Source organism: Acidiferrobacter sp. (assembly GCF_054609335.1).
This window is the reverse complement of record NZ_JBTRWP010000013.1, coordinates 49,782-67,281: the sequence shown is the minus strand read 5'-3', so window position 1 is coordinate 67,281 and position 17,500 is coordinate 49,782. Positions and strand designations below refer to the sequence as shown.

Below are 17,500 nucleotides of genomic sequence, written 5' to 3'. Positions count from 1 at the left end.
GCCAAGGTCTCGGCATAGCGAGCCGCTACCAGCAGCTTGTCAGCGGTCGTCTGCCCCGTGAACCCCGAACCATCGATGAATTGGGGTGCGAGTACCGCGGCCAGGATACCCACCACGATGAGCACGGCCACGAGTTCGAGCAAGGTGTAGCCTGCGATGGCGACGACTGGGACAGCACTCCCTCGGTCGGGCGCACCCGGGCTGCCGTCGCGATCCATGTCCAGAAATCCAGCCATTCGCGTGCCCATAGGCGAGAAAACATGGGCCCCAGGGAATCCCGGGGCCCGGGAACCGCCTTAACAGCCGCCTGTCGTGGGCAGGACGCTCACGGACCCCACCGTCGCCGGGGCCACAGGCTTATTCAGCGTATAGACGACTTCGCAGCTGGTGTTCGCGACCCCCTTCGGCGGCGTGTACTCGAAGGTTGCGGTCGTGGTCGTCGACACAAGAGTGAAGGGGAAGGATTGCGATGGCGCCGTGGTCGCATCCTGCAGAGCCAAAAGTATGCCGCTGCTGCTTGTATCCGGGTAGCCGTATTGTGTCTTGATCGCCGTGCCGTCCGCCAGGGTCAACGTCCCACCGGTTGGCGTGTTGTTGACCTCGACCAAGGCGTGGACCATGTCTGCCGCCTCCGCGACCGAACCATTCAGGCCGTTTACGACCGACACCCGCGCATCAGTGCTCAAGCCCATGAACTTCGGCAAGGCGACCGCGGCCAAAATTCCCAGGATGATTATGACTACCACCAATTCGATTAAGGTAAAGCCCGCCTGTTGCCGTTTCATATCCAATCCCCCTATTCCTAGAACGTATTTTGATAAATCCCGAGTGTCAGGCTCGAAGGCGGCAACCATTGCCGTCGTCCTACCAACAACCTGCCTCTACCGATGCAGGAAACGTGCCGGAACGATTTCTCGCGTTCTTCTGACACGATCCGACACTCATCCCCTGTGATAACGCTTGCCAGAAACCGGGATCACCCTGGGACAAGGTACACTCGCCCACAGGCCACAGTCCTCAAGTCCCGTCCGCGCCCCGGCTTAACGGGCTCGGCGAACGCGAGGTTATCATGAACCCGGTTTATAGTGATAGCGAGCACTTATGCCAAACACCGCTCCTGCCTTGCATGTGGTCCTCTTCGAACCCGAAATCCCGCCGAATACCGGCAATGTCATCAGGCTCTGCGCCAACGCCGGGGCGGGCCTCCATCTCATCGAGCCTCTCGGATTCACCCTCGAAGACCGACAGCTGCGCCGCGCGGGGCTTGATTATCACGAGTGGGTGACGCTCAGCGTCCATCCGGACATGGAGACCTTTTTGCGGGATGCCGCTCCACGGCGTATCTGGGCCTTCTCGACCCGCGCGCAGCGCCTCTACACCGAGGCCCGCTATGAATTCGGGGATGCCTTGCTGTTCGGGCCTGAGACCCGGGGCCTGCCCGAGGACCTCCTGATGTCCCTGCCGGCCGAGCAGCGGCTCAGGCTGCCGATGCGGCCCGGCAACCGCAGCTTGAATCTCTCCAACAGCGTGGCAGTGGCGGTCTTTGAGGCCTGGCGACAGCACGGCTTCGCGGGCGGCGAATAAAGGGCTGGAAAGCCGTGTCTCCCGACCCCACATAGGTGGACATAAGGGTGATTTTGGAGGAAGGCGCGTGATGATCAAACAGCTCGTGTGCCCGCACTGTGGCCAAAAGAATCGGGTCCCGCAGGAACGTCTGGCCCACAACCCCCAATGCGGGGCCTGCCATAAGCCGCTCATCATGGCCGAGCCCATCAATGCGAACGAACAGTCGTTCGCGCGCCTGATCTCGGGCGACGACCTCCCGATCCTGGTCGATTTCTGGGCCCCCTGGTGCGGCCCGTGCCGCATGATGGCCCCGGTGTTCGCGCAAGTGGCCACCGACCTGAAACTGAAGGCGCGCTTTGTAAAGGTCAATACCGAGGAGCACCAAGCGCTCGCCGGCCGCTACGACGTACGCAGCATCCCTACGCTTGCGGTCTTCAAAGGCGGCCGCGAGGTGGCCCGCACGGCCGGGGCCATGGACGCCAATCGCCTCAAGGGTTGGATCGCTCCCCACCTCTAGAGGACTGGGTGTGCGGGGGCTTGTGATGGGACGACCCGGAGCTTCCGCTTTGGCTTGGACGGTCATTGTGGCGTGCGAGAGGCGCCGGCATGAGGGCGAACGCGGGGCCGCTCAGAAAGATGAGACCGAGAGCAAAATAGGCAATACGCATGGACACTCCTCTGCAGCCACGATGGCCGCCGGTCCTGCAAGTCTAGACGAGCGCGCGGTCCATGCCGAGCAAGCCCCGGTTACGCTGTTCTTAAGGGGACGGCCGGGCCTCTTTGGGGTCCAGAGCAACCAGGGTGCGGCCGATCCGCTCTCCCGCGAGCATCTCGGTGATCGCCGACCCCAGGCCCTGGCGGTCTATCACCCGCGCGATCGCCGCGAGGTCGGCCAGTTTCCAGGTTGTCGCCAGGCGCGCCCAGAGGGCCTCGCGGACCGGCCGCGGACACTGCACGGAATCGATGCCAAGGAGCTTCACGCCGCGCAGGATGAACGGAAACACCGAGCCCTCGAAACGCGTCCCGGCCGCCATGCCGCAGGTCGCCACCGCCCCGCCATAGCCGATCTCCTTCAAGACGCCGGCCAGGACCGCACCGCCGACGGTATCGATCGCCCCCGCGAAGCGCGCCTTGCCGAGGGCCTTGCCGGCGGTCGTTTCGTCGTCTGAGGCCCGCGGCAGGATCGCGGCTGCACCCAAACCCCGGAGATAGGCCTCCTGCGCCGGTTTGCGGGTCTGGGCCACCACCGTAAACCCGAGGCGTGCGAGCAGCATGACGGCTAGGGTGCCGACCCCGCCTGTGGCACCGGTAACCAGGATCTCGCCGCCCGCAGGATCGACACCGGCCTGCAAGAGGGCGTCAACGCTCAAAGCTGCCGTGAATCCGGCGGTGCCGAGGATCATGGCCTCGCGCATCGTAAGGCCTGCGGGTATGGGGTGGACCCACTCGGGCGGAACCCGCACATAATCGCCATAGCCGCCCCACATCTCGGTGCCGAGACCATAGCCCGTCACGAACACGGGCTGCGCTTCACGAGCGTCAACCAGAAGCCCGGCGGCGTCGATGCCGGGCACATGCGGGAAGCGATTGACTATGCCCGCCGCCCCACGCGCCGCGAGCGCATCCTTATAATTGAGGCTGGAAAAGGCAACACGGATCAGAACGCCGGATACGCCGAGTTCGCGCAGGGGACACCGCTTGAGGCCGGCCTCAAGCGCCCCGTCCGCGCCCCGGTCGATCACATAGGCATCGAAGGTCTCGTTCATGGGGTTCTCCCCGCCCAGCACGCCTAAGGCAGGCGACGTACGCCCTGGGGGGTTCCAAGCAAGAGGATATCGGCGCCGCGGCGCGCGAAGAGGCCGTTGGTCACGACCCCTGTGATGTTGTTCAAGCGTTCCTCGAGCGCCACGGGATCGAGGATCTTGAGTCCGTGAACGTCCAGGATGATATTGCCGTTGTCGGTCTGAAAGCCCTGGCGCAAGACGGGCTCGCCCCCTAAAGCGACAATCTCGCGCGCCACAAAGCTGCGCGCCATCGGTATCACCTCGATGGGCAACGGAAAGTGGCCCAGGACGTCGACCAATTTGCCCTCATCGGCAATACACACAAACGAGCGGCTGGCCGCCGCCACGATCTTCTCGCGCGTAAGCGCCCCGCCTCCCCCTTTGATCAGGGCGCGATGCGGGGTCGCCTCATCGGCGCCGTCGACGTAGAGGGCGAGCGCTCCGACCTCGTTCAGGTCCATGACCGGGATGCCGTGCCGCTTCAGGCGCTCGGCGGTGGCTACGGAACTCGCCACGGCGCCATCCAGGCGGCCCTTCACGGTCGCCAGGCAATCGATGAAGTGGTTGGCGGTGCTGCCAGTCCCCACGCCGATCACGCCCCCGCGGGGCACGAATTCGAGGGCGGCCTCGGCCGCCGCCTTCTTCATGTCATCTTGCGTCATAATGCGAGGATACCTGGGCGTCGGCGTGAAAGAAAGATCAGCCTGGCGGCCCTATCCGACCAGCGGCCCTCTTCGCGGCGACGGGACGCTGGGCTGACCCGAAACCCCGGGCAGGTGCATCCGGTCAAAGGCTCTGTTCGGCCTCGCCCAAACCGGCTGAAATTCGACAGAGTTTATGGAGCCCACGGATGGATAAGCATGGTCACACCGTTAGTTTGCGCTACAATTTATTATTCAAACGAACCGTCCCGCCGCCAAAACGGGGCCGCAAACCCGACCCAAACCCGCGCCTTGGGGGGCACCGGCCCGCCACGGGACCGCGCCTCATCCTGCTGCTCGCGTGGCTCATCGGCCCCGTCGTGGCACAAGCGGCGCTAGTACTCGGAGGCGGCCTGGGCATCGCCAACGAGCCGGGGAAGAAGTTCGGCGTGGCCGGCATGACCTATTACGCGGGGTCCGTCTGGGAAGCGGGCTACCTGAACGAAGGTGTCAATCACGGGACCGACGGGGTCTTCGCCGAATACCGACTGACGCGCAGCGTGACCAAACGCCTGCTCGTGACCCTGGCCCTGGGACCCGAGGTCCTGAATACGACCCACGACATCCGCCCTGGTGTCAGGACCAACGGCTACCACGCCTCGCTTCTCGTGTCGCTATCCGCATTCGAACGGCTTTCCCGGCGATGGCGGGTCGGCATACGGTGGAACCATATTACCTTCCAGCAATCCGCGAAATTCGGCTATCGCGATGCCGACATGGTGCTCGTGACCCTGGGGTACGGGCGTTAGCGCGAGATCCGGGGCGTCCTTACGGATTCGCCCGCCGCCAGGCGTCGAAGGCCTCCGGCTCAAGGGGGCGCGCGAGATGATAACCCTGCGCATAATCACAGCCGAGACTCGCGAGCGCCGCCATCGACTCGGCGGTCTCGACGCCTTCCCCCACGACCCGGAGGCCAAGGGAATGGCCGAGATCGATAATGGAGCGCACGATGACGCTGTCATTGCGACTGACGCCCATATCCATCACGAAGGACTTGTCGATCTTGATCTGGGCGACCGCGAGTTTGCGGAGATAGGCCATCGAGGAATAGCCCGTCCCGAAATCGTCGATGGAGACGCAAATCCCGAGATCGCTCAGAGCTCGTATAGCCGCCTGCGCCCGCTCGGGATCGCGCATCAATGCAGTCTCCGTGACCTCGAGTTCGATCAAATCGGACGAGACACCCGACTCCTTCAGGATATGTTCCACCCGACCCACGAATTCCTCGTCATCGAGATTGACGGCCGACACATTCACCGCGATCGTAAGCGGCCACCCCTGGTCGACCCATGCGCGCGCCTGGGTGACGGCAAGGCGCAGGACGCAGAGCGTCAAGGGTCCTATGAGACAGGCGCGCTCAGCCAAGGGGATGAAACGCGCGGGCGCAAGGAGGCCCTCTGTCGGATGATTCCAGCGAACCAGGGCCTCGGCCCCCGAGATCTTGCCCGTCATGAGATCGACCTTGGGTTGATAATGCAAGACGAGCCCCCCGTGCTGGATCGCGTGCTCCAGGTCGGCCTGCAACCGCAGGCGGTCATCTCCCTCTTCTTCCATACGCGGCGCGAAGAGCAGAAAACCTTGCCGTGCACGCTTGGCCTCGTACATCGCGCGATCGGCGCGCCGCAAGAGGTCGCCCACCTCGCCCCCATGCACCGGGAAAAGCGCCGCGCCGCAGCTTGCCGCAACGCGCACGCTCGCATCGTTGAGCCAGACCGGCTCCGCCAGGGCCCGCAAGAGCTTGCGGGCGACGGTTTCCGCAGCCTCCTTGGTCGCCACCGTCGGCAACAGGACCGCGAATTCGTCCCCGCCGAGACGCACGGCGGTATCGGACTGACGCAACTCACGCAGAAGGCGCGTCGCCGTCTCCTGCAGGAGGCTATCGCCCGCTTGGTGCCCCAGGCTGTCGTTCACATCCTTGAAGCCGTCGAGATCGATGACCAAGAGCGCGAACGGCGCGGGCTCCCGGCTTGCGCTGCGTATCGCCTGCAGCAGGCGGTCTTGCAGGAGGATGCGGTTGGGCAACCCGGTCAAAGGATCGTGCATAGCGAGATATTCGAGTTCGCGATTAGCGACCGCGAGGGCCTCGGTCCGTTCATGGACGCGCTCCTCAAGGCGCTCGTTCAAGGTCAGGACCTCCGCGTGGCGGCGCGCGGCCTCGGCCTGCAAGGCCTCGAGCTGCGTCGACATGGCGTTAAACCCCTCGATCATGCGCGCCAACTCATCGTGCCCGTCCACGGGGAGCTGGAAGCCAAATTCGCCTTGCGCGATACGTGCGGTACCGGCCTCGACAGCGGCAATATGGCGTATGAGGTAACGCCCAAAAAACCAAGATGCGAGCCCGACCAGCAGCATTTCGGCCAAGGCGATGGCGATGATGCGGCGGCGCGCCTGCGCAAGCACCCGCCCATAACCCCCCTGCATGAGTCCCACCTCGACCGTGCCGTAGGAGACGCCACCGACCTTGACGTCGACCCGCGCCCGCAACGCCCCCGGCCGCCCCGGATCGTGCCCCACGTGGGCTAGGCGCCGCCCGCTCCCGTCCCAGGCCGCGGCATAGAACACCCCGCGATTACGCGCCACCGCGCGCACGATGCGTTGTAAAGCGCCCATGTCCTCGCTCACAAGGGCATTGGCGGCGGCGGTCGCGAACAATTGAGCATCGCCCACCGCACGGACCCGCAAAGCTTGAGCGCGCGATTGCGACAGGACCTCGAGGCTGCTCATGAGGATTGCAAACAGGAACAAGGCCTGAATGAGCGCAATACCGACGATCATCTTCGTACGAAAGGACATGCGCTCCTCTATACCCGGGTCAGCGCGCCACAGCGCCGGGGCGCGTGTAGTCCCGGTCGCGGGTCGTGCGGAAACCCGCGAATCCGAGACGCTTGACGGCCCCTGGGGCGAGACCGGGCAGGCGCAGGAGTGCTACCGCTAGGCGTCGCACGAGCGCTGCCGGCAAGGTGCGGCGCGCAGCAAAGGGATGCGGCAGGCTCTTGGGCCCGGCCCACACGATAGTCAGCCGCTTGCGCAAGGAAGCGGCGAGCGCATCGTAGGTTTGGCGCGCCCCGCCACCGGCCGCGAAGAGGCCCGCGGCAACCCCCCTATAGACGGCGTCGTGCGAGCCCGCGTAATGGACGCGGAAGGGGATGCCGAGGGCATGCAGGGCGCGGCGTGGCTCGATGGAGGCGGCCAAAGCATGGCGCGCCGGGAAGGCGATCACCCTGTGGGCGAGGTCGGCTGGCCGCCGCAGGGGGCCGCCGCGGCGCACGACCAAAATGCCCTGCAGCGGGTCCGTCCCGCGGGCAAACGCCCGGTAGCGCCCCCGGTAACGGAGATAGTCGGCGGGATTCAGATACACAAGATCATACGCACCGCGCGCGATGCGGCGCTCGAAGCGGCTGATCGTAGGTGCAGTGCGCAACACGAGGCGGACACCGGCGGCCCTCGACCAGGCCTGCACGATCGGGGTCCAATGCTCGGCGGTCACCCACGGCGAGGCCTGGGGTACGATGCCGATCGTGAGCACAGGCGGCGCGACCCGGGCGCAAGCCACGCCCACCCAAGCGCCTAGCGCGAGGGCGGCCCCGATGACGGGAAGGACTCGCTTAAGAATCGCCATAAATCGATACCTCTTGGCCAACTATAGACGATGCGCTCCGGTCCGCTACCGGCGCACGGACCGGTCTCGCCGAGGGACCCATGGCGGAGGCGAACGGTTCCGGTGGTCCTGCGGGGTAGGCTCTGCTATGCTCGCGCGAAGACCGCATCGATGACACGCGACTACCTCAAACGCATCCTCAAGGCCCGCGTCTATGACGTGGCCGTCGAAAGCCCGCTCTCGACGGCCGGCATGTTGTCGCGCCGGCTCGGCCGGCCCGTGCTCTTAAAGCGCGAGGACATGCAGCCCGTTTTCTCCTTCAAGCTGCGCGGGGCCTACAACAAGATCGCCCACCTGAGCGCCGAAGAGCGAGCGCGAGGGGTGTTGACCGCTTCGGCCGGCAATCACGCTCAAGGCGTGGCACTTGCCGCACGGCGGCTCGGCATACGCGCGGTCATCGTCATGCCAACTATGGCGCCGCGCATCAAGGTCGAGGCAGTGCGCGCCTTGGGGGCCGAGGTCGTGCTGCAAGGGGACAACTACGATGCCGCCTACGCCCACGCCCGGAGCCTGAGCGAGAAGCAAGGGCTGCCCTTTATCCATCCCTACGATGATCCCGATGTCATTGCCGGCCAAGGGACCATCGGCATGGAGATCCTGAAACAACATCCCGGGGACATCGAGGCCATCTTCGTGCCGGTGGGCGGCGGCGGGTTGATCGCGGGCATCGCCCTCTATGTGAAGTCCCTGCGCCCCGACATCCGGATCATAGGTGTCGAGCCGGCCGATGCCGATGCGCTGGCGCGTTCGCTGCGGGAGGGCAGCCGCGTCGTCCTCGACCGCGTGGGGACCTTCGCCGATGGTGTCGCGGTCCGCCAGGTGGGGCGCGAGCCGTTTCGCATCGCGCGCCGTCTGGTCGACGAAGTGCTCGTAGTCGGCAACGACGCAATCTGTGCTGCCATCAAAGACGTGTTCGAAGACACGCGGTCGATCGTGGAGCCGTCGGGGGCGCTCGCGGTGGCGGGCCTCAAGGCCTATGCGGCCGCCCACCCGGGAGACCGGCCGCTCATCGGTATCGCCTCGGGCGCCAACATGAACTTCGACCGGCTCCGGCATGTGGCCGAACGCGCCGAGATCGGCGAGAGGCGTGAGGTCGTGTTCGCGGCGACCATCCCCGAGGTGCCGGGGAGCTTCAGAAAATTCTGCGGACTCATAGGTCAGCGCAATATCAGTGAGTTCAATTACCGGTATTCGGGACCTGCCGAAGCCCATGTCTTCGTGGGGATACAGGTAGCGGAGGGCGAGGATGCGGGCGGACTCTTTGCAAGCCTCGCCGAGGCGGGCTACAAGGTGCTTGATCTGACCGACAACGAGATGGCCAAGCTGCACGTGCGCCATCTGGTCGGAGGCCGTTGTCCGGTGGACGACGAACTCATCTATCGGTTCGAGTTTCCGGATCGGCCGGGGGCCCTGATGGGCTTCCTGAACGCCATGGGGAAGGCCTGGAACATCAGCCTCTTCCATTATCGCAACCACGGCGCCGACTACGGACGGGTCCTGATCGGCATGCAGGTCCCGCCCGCCGAGAGAAAGCAGTTGCCGGCGTTCCTTGAAACTCTCGGCATGGACTACCAAGACGAGACCGACAACGCAGCCTATCGCTTGTTTCTTCGCTAGACGGCCACCGTCCCGAGCGTTACGACCCGCGGGCCGCCAAGGCCTCATCGTTGAAGGCGCCGTCGATGGCGTGCACGGTACGTTCCATGCGCTTAAGATCGTGACCGGAGACATCCTCGCGCATCGCCTTCAGGCGCAAGGGCCCAAGCGCCGTGGTCGCCTGCGCGCGCGTAATGGCCGCGTCTGCCGTGGGTCCGGCGGCATTCTGAGCCATCGCCACGACGATCTGGCCGGCCAAGGGGTCCTTATGGGAACCTGCCAACGCCTTCTTGATGGTCTCATCGCAATCCCCGTCAAGCGCGGGATAGCCCGACTCGCGATCCAGGTAACTCAAAAGTTCACATAGAGTCATGACCCCTCCCATCAATGTCCGATCAAGCCGTCACGCAGATCGACCCCGCAGACGCCCTGAACGCGCTCGAAATAATACATGATATCGATCGGCAGGGTGATGCCGTCGAGAAGCTGCAGCGCGAAAAGGTCAGCGGTAAGCACGATATCCGCCGCCGAGAACGTCTGCGCGTAGAAGCGATGCTGGGCGAGAAACGCGCCCAAATCCTTGAACTGGGTCAAGGCGTCGAGCTGCGCGTAGGTCCCATAACGGTCATTGGCCAACTCCTCCAGGGTCGCACCGAAGCGTGCCGCGGTAGAGGTCTTGTACGAGGCGAGATGGGCTGCGACGTCACCCAGACCGCGATAGGCCGGACGCACCGGCGCATAAAGCCTTTCCAAGAGGCTGGCGGCCTTCTCGCGCCACGCCTGCAAGGCGCACCACTGCTCCTCCTGCAGGGAAGAAAAGAGCGGCACTCCCGAGCCCTGCTGGTCGATGTCGCGCAAGGTCGCCCACGAATCCGCTTGGACCCTCCCATCATCCCATTGCACGATGGGCGTCTGGCGCGCGACCCCCATCTCGAAAAAGGTCTCGTCGTCGTCATAGTCCGGGACGATGAGTTCATATTCGACCCCCCGGGCGCCCAGAGCGAGCCGAATGCGCTCGGAGGCAGGCTCAAACCAGAAGTGGTATAGCCTCATACAACGCCGGCAAGCCCGCGGATGATGCACCACTCCTCTTCGGTCACAGGCAAGATCGACAGTCGGTTGCCGCGCGCAAGGAGGCGCATCCCGGAAAGTGGCGGACAGTCCTTGAGACAGCTTAAGCTCACGGGCTTAGGGTAGCGGCTGCGAAACGCAACGTCGACCATGGACCAGAGCTCCGGGTGGGCCTGGGCGCGCGGGTCGTAGTGATGATCCTGCGGATCGAGCGCGGTGGCATCCGGGTAGTACGCGCGCACGACCTCGACCTCGCCCACAATGGCAGGCGTCGCGCAACTCGAGTGATAGAAGAAACCAAGATCCCCCACGCGCATAGCGCGCATGAAGTTTCGCGCCTGGTAATTGCGCACGCCGCTCCACGGCTCGGGACCACCGCGCGCCATCAGATCCTCAAGCGAAAACGAACTCGGTTCGCTTTTGAAAAGCCAATACGCCATCAGCCCTCGCGCACAGAAAGGCGCTGGATCCCGCGACTGCGACCGGTCTTGGCATCCACGTCTATGACCACGCCGCAGAGGGTCGCCGGTCCCTCGGCGGCCTCCAATCGTTCCGGCAGTTTTTGCAACATGCGCCGCAAGGCTTTGTCCTTGTTCATGCCGATCACGGAGTCGTAACATCCGGTCATACCGACGTCCGAGATATAGGCGGTGCCACCGGGCAGAATGCGCTCATCGGCGGTCGGCACGTGCGTATGGGTGCCCACGACCGCACTCACCTGTCCGTCGAGAAACCACCCCATGGCCATCTTCTCGCTGGTTGTTTCAGCATGGCAATCCACGAGCACCGTCTTCACGCCCTCAGGCTTGGCCGCAAGCGCCGCGCGCGCCGAGGTGAACGGGCAATCGAGGACCGGGTGCATGAATGCCGTTCCCATAACGTTCAAGACCGCAAATGGTTCGCCCGCGCGCGTCTCGCCCACGTACCAACCGCTCCCCGGCGTCCCCGCCGGATAATTATGCGGTCTCAGCAGTCGAGGCTCGCGACCCACCAAGTCCACGGCCTCGCGCTTGTCGAACACATGATTGCCGGTGCTCAGCACATCGATCTTGTGCGCAAGGCACTCGCGCACAATCTTTTCCGTGACGCCGAAACCTCCGGCGATATTCTCGATATTCACGATGGCAAGATCGATCTTGAAGCGCTCCCGCAAAATCGGGAGCCGATCCAGCAAAACCCGGCGCCCGGCGTCGCCCACGACATCGCCGATAAATAAGATATTCATGCCATCATGGGCCGCGCCCGATACAAACGCCGCTCCGTAAGCACCGCATGGAGGCGCACGTCGTGACCCTCGCGGGGGGCCGACACAAGGCGCTGACACTCATAGGCGACACCGATCAAGAGTGGGCCCCCTCGCGTCTTGCGTGCAACAAAGCCGAAGGTCCGATCGTAATAGCCGCCACCCTGCCCCAAGCGCCAGCCGCGGGCGTCGAAGCCTACGACCGGCACCAGGACCGCGTCGAGTCGCCGCGCGCACGCCCTGCGGCCCCAGCGCGGTTCGGGGATATGGAGCGGTCCCGGCGTAAAGGGGGGCCGCCAAGGAAGGAAGGAAAGCGGGCGACCGGGTCTTCTCGCCACGACCGGAAGATAGAGGATATGGCGCGTGCGCATAAGGGCGCGTGCCAGAGGCCGCGGATCGAGCTCCGCACCTATCGGCCAATAAGCGCCGACATGACGGGCGCGCCGCAAAAGTTGCGCGCCGTGCCGAGCCACACTCCTTGCGCTCGCCACGCGCGCGAGCGGCCCGATCGCCGCGCGACGCGCACGCAATCCGCGCCGCAGACCGTGTTTTTCATGCATGGAACTCGCGCTGCAAGATAGAGGCGCCCTCCGCCTGTGCCGTAACTATTCTTTGCCTCGAACCAACGGTTCAAGTGGGACACGTCCAGGCCCTTCAGGCTTTCCGCTCGAGGCGGACATGCACAACAGCACCTGGAATCGTGGTTCCCGAGGCAAGAGTTATAGGTTCAGGGGCACGGAATGGCTACGAACACCGCAGGGGGCGCCAAACCCGTAAGCGACCTTCACCCACTTCAAGGCCGCTCCTTTAACTCGTCTCGTAAAACCTCTTCGACCGTGTCGGCGAGTACCGTAACGCGCTTTACCCACTCGCTCGACGTCGAAACGGATTGCTCCCGCAATCGCAAAAGCTCATAGGCCATGTTGAGCGCCGCCATGACCGCGTGCCGCTCCATGGTGACCGGCCGCACACCGCGTAGACCTTCCTGCATACGCAGGTCGACATAACGCGCCGCTTTGACCAAGGCATCCCGCTCGTCCTCCGGACAGGATACCGCGAACTCCTTACCGAGCACGGAGATGCGGACCGTCTCCTTTTGACCCGCCATCAGCGCCCTTCGCGAGTCAAAGCCGCAACCCGCCCAATCATCTCCTCGACACGACTACGTGCGGTCCGCGTGCGCTCATTGAGTCGCACATACTCCGCCGACAAGGCCTGATGGCGTGAACGCCATGTCGCGTTGTCTTCCTGCAGTCGCCGATAGGCCGCGACCAAATCCTCAACCCGACGCTCTAAGCGACTTAGCGCATCTGCATCGGTAGGAGATTCGCCGCTCATGGGGCCCACTATAGAACCGACAGCCGCCGGGGTCAACGTCCGCCGGGAGGGGCTTGTCCAGGGGCATGGGGCGTGGTCTATCGCCGGCAAAAGAAGGGCCCGCAAGGGCGCGTGGCGGCGGGATCGGATAGAATAGAGGGATGCTAGACGACCTCTCATATGACACGTGGACTGCGGTCCTGGAACAAGCTGACGTGACGCTCGGCGCGTCTGAGGCCCATGGCGTATTGACGGGACTTGCGTGCGCCGGGATCCTTGATGATGCCTCCGCGATCGCGGCCTTGGGCGCGCACGAAAATGACGCCGAACTGATCGATGCGCTGGAGCTCGCCCGCCGCCACTTGGCGGACACCCTGGCCGAAGCCGAGCTCGGGCTCGAGCCTCTGCTGCCGAACGAGGAGCTGCCGGCGGTTCAGCGCAGCCGCGCACTTACCGAATGGTGTCACGGCTTCGTTGCCGGATTTTATTTTCATGATCGCGACAAAGAGGCCGGCGACTACCCGGACGTCGTGGGCGAAGCCTTGGCCGATATCGGAGACCTTGCTGAAGCCAGCGGCACGATCGGCGACTCGGATCTGGTGGAAGTCGTCGAATATCTGCGCGTCGCAGTGCAGCTGATCTATGAAGAGGTGGCGAACTAAGGGCCGCTACGACCCGTGGCCCCGCAGACGTGGCGCTCGCGCCGACTTCGGGCATAATACCGCCATGGACAAAAACGCCTTCAGACGCCGTCGCGCCGAATTCATGGGCCTCATGGGTGAGGCCATCGCCATCATACCAACCTCCCCGGTACGGCCGCGCAACGGCGACGTCGAATACACCTATCGCCCGGACAGCGACTTCTATTATCTCACGCACTTTCCCGAGCCCGAGGCGGTCGCGGTATTGGTCCCAGGGCGCACGCAAGGCGAGTTCCTGCTTTTTTGTCGCGATCGGGACCCGGACAAGGAACAGTGGCAGGGCCGACGTGCGGGCCCCGAGGGCGCCGTGTCTCGATACGACGCCGACGACGCCTTCCCTATAGACGACATCGACGACATCCTTCCGGGGCTTTTAGAGGACCGACGGCGCGTTTACTACAGCATGGGACGCCACCCGGAATTCGACGGCCGCGTACTGGACTGGGTGAACGAGGTCCGGAGCAAGGCGCGGTCGGGCGTGCGCGCCCCGGAAGAATTCGTGGATCCCAACCACATCCTTCACGAGATGCGGCTCACGAAAGGAGCCGAGGAGATCGCCGTCATGCGAAAGGCGGCGGCGGTCGGAGCCGAGGGCCATAGGCGCGCCATCCGCGCATGCGCTCCCGGTCTCTACGAATACGAGCTCGAGGCGGAGCTTCTCTACGCATTCCGTCGGGGTGGATCCTCCTATCCATCGTACCCACCGATCGTGGCGGGCGGCGCAAACGCCTGCATCCTTCACTACACGGAGAATGACGCCCCCCTAAAGGACGGCACGCTCGTCCTTATCGATGCGGGCTGCGAGATAGATGGCTACGCGTCAGACATAACGCGCACCTTTCCGGTAGGGTTGCGATTCACCCCCGAGCAACGAGCCCTCTACGATGTCGTGCTCGCCGCGCACGGGGCCGCCCTTGAAGTGATTGGGCCCGGCCGGGAATGGCCGGCTGCCCACGAGACGGCAGTCAAGGTCCTCACGCAAGGTTTGGTCGACCTGCGACTGCTGTCGGGGAGCGTGGAGGGCTTGATCGAAAACGGGGACTATAAGCGGTTCTATATGCACAAGACCGGCCACTGGCTTGGAATGGACGTGCATGACGTGGGCGACTACAAGGTAGGCGGCGCCGCGCGCGTTCTTGAGCCGGGGATGGTTACGACCGTGGAGCCGGGGCTCTACATCCCTGGCGGAGACGATATTCCAGAACGCTTCCGGAATATTGGGATCCGTATCGAGGATGACGTGCTCGTTACAAAAAAGGGCCACGAAATCTTGAGCCAAACCCTGCCGAGACGCGCCGAAGACATCGAGGCATTGCGAGCCGAAGGCCTTTGAAGATCCCTCGCCACGATATCGTGATATGCGGCGGCGGCCTCGTGGGAGCAAGCCTCGCGCTCGCACTCGCCCATCTGCCGCTCGACATCTGTCTGCTCGACCCGGCGCCTCATGCGCCCAAGCCGCGGACCGACGACCGGACCTTCACGATCGCCCAGGGCTCCAAGCGGGCGTTGGCGACGCTCGGCGCATGGTCCCGCCTATCCCGCAAGGACTTTCAACCCATAACTGAGATCGAGGTATCGGACCGCGCCGGGCGATTGGGGCTCACACACCTCTTCGCAGACGAACTCGGGGTCGATGCGCTCGGTTTCGTGACCGGCAACGGCGCCTTGCTCGCGGCCCTATACGAAGCGCTGAGCGAAACCGGGGTGACCTTGCGGCGTGGTCGCTTCGCGGGCATGACGACAAACGACGAATATGCGATCGTGACGCTGGCCGGCGAACAGGAAGGGGAACGCCTCGAATGCCGGCTACTCGTGGGGGCCGACGGGACACACTCGGCGGTACGTGGCGCATGCGCCATCGGCGTTTATCGCCACGACTATGGACGCGAAGCGATCGTGAGCAACTGCCGGGTATCGGCGCCGCGCCCGACCACCGCCTTCGAGCGCTTCACCCCCGATGGTCCGATCGCGGCATTACCGATCGGCGACGATCGTTATACTTTCGTCATAAGCCGTCCCGACGCGGCCGAATGGCAGGGCCTCGACGAGGACCCGTTCCGCGACCGCCTGACGAAGGCTTTTGGCGACCGCCTAGGCCGCATACTAGCCGCGAGCCCCCGTCTGCGCTTTCCTTTGATGCGCCAGCATGCCCGGGAATGGGTCGCGCCGCGCATGGCATTGATTGGCAACGCCGCCCACACCCTGCACCCGGTCGCGGGCCAGGGCTTCAATTTGGGGTTGCGAGACGTCGCGGTGCTCGCCGAGCGACTAGCAGAGGCGGTCCGCGGCGGCGCCGATTATGGCGACGCCGCATGGCTTCGGAGTTACGCGCAAGTCCGGCAGGCGGACGTCACCAATACCACACACTTTACCGACGGATTGGTGCGGGTCTTCGCGCAGCGCCTAGGTCCCGTGGCAATCGCGCGCGCGTTGGCCTTGAATCTGGTGGATGGCGTTCCCGCCTTGAAGCGCATGCTGGCGGTGCGCACCATGGGGCTCAAGGCGCCACTGCCCAAACTCTTTCGAGGGATCAAACCATGACCGGCCGCCAGCGCGTGCTTGATGTCGTCATCGTCGGCGCGGGGGCCGTCGGGGCCTGCCTTAGTCACGCGCTTACCGTACGCGGTTTCGAAGTCGGAGTGGTCGATGCCCAGACCGGGGATGAAGGCGCCTCGACACGGACGAGCGCGCTCAGCCGGGCATCTCTCCAGCACCTGTCCGACCTGGGGCTTTGGCCGCTTGAGGACGTGGAGCCTGCGGCGTTGCATGCCCTGCAGATTCTCGATCGTAGCGGCCGCGGAAGACTCCGGTTCGACAGCGCGGATCTGGGCGAAGAGGATCTCGGGGCCATCGTAAACCACGGACTGCTCGAGGCGGCGCTGCGCAAGAAGGCGCGGGCGCTCGCGGGGGCCTGGGTCCAGGAACGCGGCGAAGGAGTGGTCATAACCGACTCCGGGGTGGAAGTCGTCACGAAAGGGGGTCGGCGCATCCGCGCGCGGCTTTTGATCGCAGCCGATGGGGCGCAGTCGGTGATCCGGGAGCAACTGGGCGTGCCGGTCCTTCAGTATCGCTATGGCCAGACCGCGGTGTGCGCCGATATTCGCCTAGGGAATGCGCATGAGGGTGTGGCATGGCAGCGTTTCTTGGCCAACGGGCCCTGCGCGCTCCTGCCGCTGCCCGATGCGCATCGCGCCTCCCTGATTTGGTCTGCGGCCGACCAAGAGGCGCTGCGCCTGCGCACGCTCTCCGACGCGGACTTTGCGCGGGCCCTGCAAGACGCCTTCGGGGATCATCTCGGACCCCTGCACGTCGAGGGCGAGCGGGCTTATTTCCCGTTGGTCGCCTCCCATGCACGGCACTATACAGGTCCACGGTTCGCGCTTGTGGGCGATGCTGCGCATCGCGTGCACCCCTTGGCCGGGCAAGGGGTGAACCTGGGACTCGCTGACGCACACACGCTTATCAGGACGCTACAAAGCGCCCGCTCACGCTCGACCGATCCTGGCAGCCGTCGCGTCCTGCGGGCTTACGAGCGAGAACGCAAGGCGGAGAACCTGGCCATGCTCGTGGCGACCGATCTCCTCAATCGCGCGTTTCGCACCGACAGGGCATGGGCACGCGCGATACTGAGCGCAGGACTCAACGTTACCGACACCTTGCCTCTGCTCAAGACCTTTTTCATGGGAGCGGCGGGTGCTACGACGCCCAGGCTCACCCATGACGCCCCGTAGTGGCCTTGGTATGATGTCACGACGAGAGAGGCGGGCGAGGGCGGCGTTACGAACGAGGGCATCATAGACGGTCGGGGCGAACAGGCAGCGGCTGGGGCGCGCCTGGATGCCGCGGGCTATACCGCGCGCCAC

Annotated in this window: 21 protein-coding genes and 1 other RNA gene; 8 read left to right on the top strand and 14 right to left on the bottom strand. The window is 64.6% G+C overall.

Features of this window, described 5'->3' with window-relative positions; translation table 11 throughout:
- Together ACYCTF_RS05280 and ACYCTF_RS05275 are read right to left on the bottom strand one after the other, a co-directional pair.
- The coding region (locus ACYCTF_RS05280; protein ID WP_461284595.1) for a type II secretion system protein at window positions 1–236 on the bottom strand (236 nt) is incomplete at its 3' end.
- A 60-nt stretch (window positions 237–296) separates the two neighbouring features.
- On the bottom strand, window positions 297–785 hold the full coding sequence (locus ACYCTF_RS05275; RefSeq protein ID WP_461282046.1) for a type II secretion system protein: 489 nt from the start codon (window positions 783–785) through the stop codon (window positions 297–299).
- Window positions 786–1,101: 316 nt separating this feature from the next.
- On the opposite strand from ACYCTF_RS05275, the gene ACYCTF_RS05270 reads away from it, so the two are divergent.
- Window positions 1,102–1,584, top strand: coding sequence for a tRNA (cytidine(34)-2'-O)-methyltransferase (locus tag ACYCTF_RS05270; RefSeq protein WP_461282047.1), 483 nt, complete (start codon window positions 1,102–1,104; stop codon window positions 1,582–1,584).
- A gap of 70 nt (window positions 1,585–1,654) precedes the next feature.
- Window positions 1,655–2,083: a thioredoxin TrxC gene (gene trxC / locus ACYCTF_RS05265; protein WP_461282134.1), complete on the top strand. Its 429-nt coding sequence runs from the start codon at window positions 1,655–1,657 to the stop codon at window positions 2,081–2,083.
- A gap of 241 nt (window positions 2,084–2,324) precedes the next feature.
- Here the strand turns inward: trxC and ACYCTF_RS05260 are convergent, their stop codons facing one another.
- Both ACYCTF_RS05260 and rpiA read right to left on the bottom strand, forming a co-directional pair.
- On the bottom strand, window positions 2,325–3,332 hold the full coding sequence (locus ACYCTF_RS05260) for an acrylyl-CoA reductase family protein (RefSeq protein WP_461284594.1): 1,008 nt from the start codon (window positions 3,330–3,332) through the stop codon (window positions 2,325–2,327).
- Window positions 3,333–3,355: 23 nt separating this feature from the next.
- Window positions 3,356–4,012 carry a ribose-5-phosphate isomerase RpiA gene (gene rpiA / locus ACYCTF_RS05255; protein WP_461282049.1) on the bottom strand — a complete coding sequence of 219 codons (657 nt, stop codon included), beginning with the start codon at window positions 4,010–4,012 and terminating at the stop codon, window positions 3,356–3,358.
- A gap of 188 nt (window positions 4,013–4,200) precedes the next feature.
- Between rpiA and ACYCTF_RS05250 the strand changes: the two genes are divergently transcribed.
- On the top strand, window positions 4,201–4,800 hold the full coding sequence (locus tag ACYCTF_RS05250; protein ID WP_461282050.1) for a hypothetical protein: 600 nt from the start codon (window positions 4,201–4,203) through the stop codon (window positions 4,798–4,800).
- A 19-nt stretch (window positions 4,801–4,819) separates the two neighbouring features.
- Here the strand turns inward: ACYCTF_RS05250 and ACYCTF_RS05245 are convergent, their stop codons facing one another.
- Together ACYCTF_RS05245 and ACYCTF_RS05240 are read right to left on the bottom strand one after the other, a co-directional pair.
- Window positions 4,820–6,844, bottom strand: a complete 2,025-nt coding sequence (locus ACYCTF_RS05245; RefSeq protein WP_461284593.1) for a putative bifunctional diguanylate cyclase/phosphodiesterase — start codon at window positions 6,842–6,844, stop codon at window positions 4,820–4,822.
- Between the two features lie 19 nt (window positions 6,845–6,863).
- Window positions 6,864–7,670: a phosphate/phosphite/phosphonate ABC transporter substrate-binding protein gene (locus tag ACYCTF_RS05240; protein WP_461284592.1), complete on the bottom strand. Its 807-nt coding sequence runs from the start codon at window positions 7,668–7,670 to the stop codon at window positions 6,864–6,866.
- Window positions 7,671–7,820: 150 nt separating this feature from the next.
- On the opposite strand from ACYCTF_RS05240, the gene ilvA reads away from it, so the two are divergent.
- Entirely contained in the window at window positions 7,821–9,326 is a 1,506-nt protein-coding gene (gene ilvA, locus ACYCTF_RS05235; RefSeq protein ID WP_461282053.1) for a threonine ammonia-lyase, biosynthetic, read from the top strand.
- Between the two features lie 19 nt (window positions 9,327–9,345).
- On the opposite strand, the gene ACYCTF_RS05230 is transcribed toward ilvA, so the two are convergent.
- From ACYCTF_RS05230 to ACYCTF_RS05195, 8 genes are all read right to left on the bottom strand, one after another.
- Entirely contained in the window at window positions 9,346–9,678 is a 333-nt protein-coding gene (locus ACYCTF_RS05230; protein WP_461282054.1) for a hypothetical protein, read from the bottom strand.
- An 11-nt stretch (window positions 9,679–9,689) separates the two neighbouring features.
- The gene (locus ACYCTF_RS05225; RefSeq protein WP_461282055.1) at window positions 9,690–10,358 is read right to left on the bottom strand and encodes a glutathione S-transferase; all 669 of its coding nucleotides are present in this window, start codon (window positions 10,356–10,358) and stop codon (window positions 9,690–9,692) included.
- Window positions 10,355–10,816 (bottom strand): EVE domain-containing protein, encoded by a 462-nt coding sequence (locus tag ACYCTF_RS05220; RefSeq protein ID WP_461282056.1) that lies wholly within the window; start codon window positions 10,814–10,816, stop codon window positions 10,355–10,357. The genes ACYCTF_RS05225 and ACYCTF_RS05220 overlap by 4 nt, the downstream gene beginning before the upstream one ends.
- On the bottom strand, window positions 10,816–11,601 hold the full coding sequence (locus ACYCTF_RS05215; protein WP_461282057.1) for a TIGR00282 family metallophosphoesterase: 786 nt from the start codon (window positions 11,599–11,601) through the stop codon (window positions 10,816–10,818). Before ACYCTF_RS05215 ends, ACYCTF_RS05220 begins: the two co-directional genes overlap by 1 nt.
- Window positions 11,598–12,179, bottom strand: a complete 582-nt coding sequence (locus tag ACYCTF_RS05210) for a 5-formyltetrahydrofolate cyclo-ligase (RefSeq protein WP_461282058.1) — start codon at window positions 12,177–12,179, stop codon at window positions 11,598–11,600. Before ACYCTF_RS05210 ends, ACYCTF_RS05215 begins: the two co-directional genes overlap by 4 nt.
- Window positions 12,180–12,202: 23 nt before the next feature.
- Window positions 12,203–12,384, bottom strand: a non-coding RNA gene (ssrS, locus tag ACYCTF_RS05205) — 6S RNA.
- A gap of 28 nt (window positions 12,385–12,412) precedes the next feature.
- Window positions 12,413–12,727 carry a cell division protein ZapA gene (locus ACYCTF_RS05200; RefSeq protein WP_461282059.1) on the bottom strand — a complete coding sequence of 105 codons (315 nt, stop codon included), beginning with the start codon at window positions 12,725–12,727 and terminating at the stop codon, window positions 12,413–12,415.
- Entirely contained in the window at window positions 12,727–12,957 is a 231-nt protein-coding gene (locus ACYCTF_RS05195) for a TIGR02449 family protein (RefSeq protein ID WP_461282060.1), read from the bottom strand. The genes ACYCTF_RS05200 and ACYCTF_RS05195 overlap by 1 nt, the downstream gene beginning before the upstream one ends.
- A gap of 140 nt (window positions 12,958–13,097) precedes the next feature.
- Here ACYCTF_RS05195 and ACYCTF_RS05190 point away from each other — a divergent pair, with 140 nt between their 5' ends.
- The 4 genes from ACYCTF_RS05190 (at window position 13,098) to ACYCTF_RS05175 (ending at window position 17,368) form a co-directional block, all read left to right on the top strand.
- Window positions 13,098–13,598: a UPF0149 family protein gene (locus ACYCTF_RS05190; protein ID WP_461282061.1), complete on the top strand. Its 501-nt coding sequence runs from the start codon at window positions 13,098–13,100 to the stop codon at window positions 13,596–13,598.
- A gap of 64 nt (window positions 13,599–13,662) precedes the next feature.
- Complete coding sequence (locus ACYCTF_RS05185; protein ID WP_461282062.1) at window positions 13,663–14,970, top strand: aminopeptidase P N-terminal domain-containing protein; 1,308 nt, start codon at window positions 13,663–13,665, stop codon at window positions 14,968–14,970.
- Window positions 14,967–16,178 carry an FAD-dependent monooxygenase gene (locus tag ACYCTF_RS05180; protein WP_461282063.1) on the top strand — a complete coding sequence of 404 codons (1,212 nt, stop codon included), beginning with the start codon at window positions 14,967–14,969 and terminating at the stop codon, window positions 16,176–16,178. Before ACYCTF_RS05185 ends, ACYCTF_RS05180 begins: the two co-directional genes overlap by 4 nt.
- On the top strand, window positions 16,175–17,368 hold the full coding sequence (locus tag ACYCTF_RS05175) for an FAD-dependent oxidoreductase (RefSeq protein ID WP_461282064.1): 1,194 nt from the start codon (window positions 16,175–16,177) through the stop codon (window positions 17,366–17,368). Before ACYCTF_RS05180 ends, ACYCTF_RS05175 begins: the two co-directional genes overlap by 4 nt.
- Window positions 17,369–17,500: the final 132 nt, after the last annotated feature.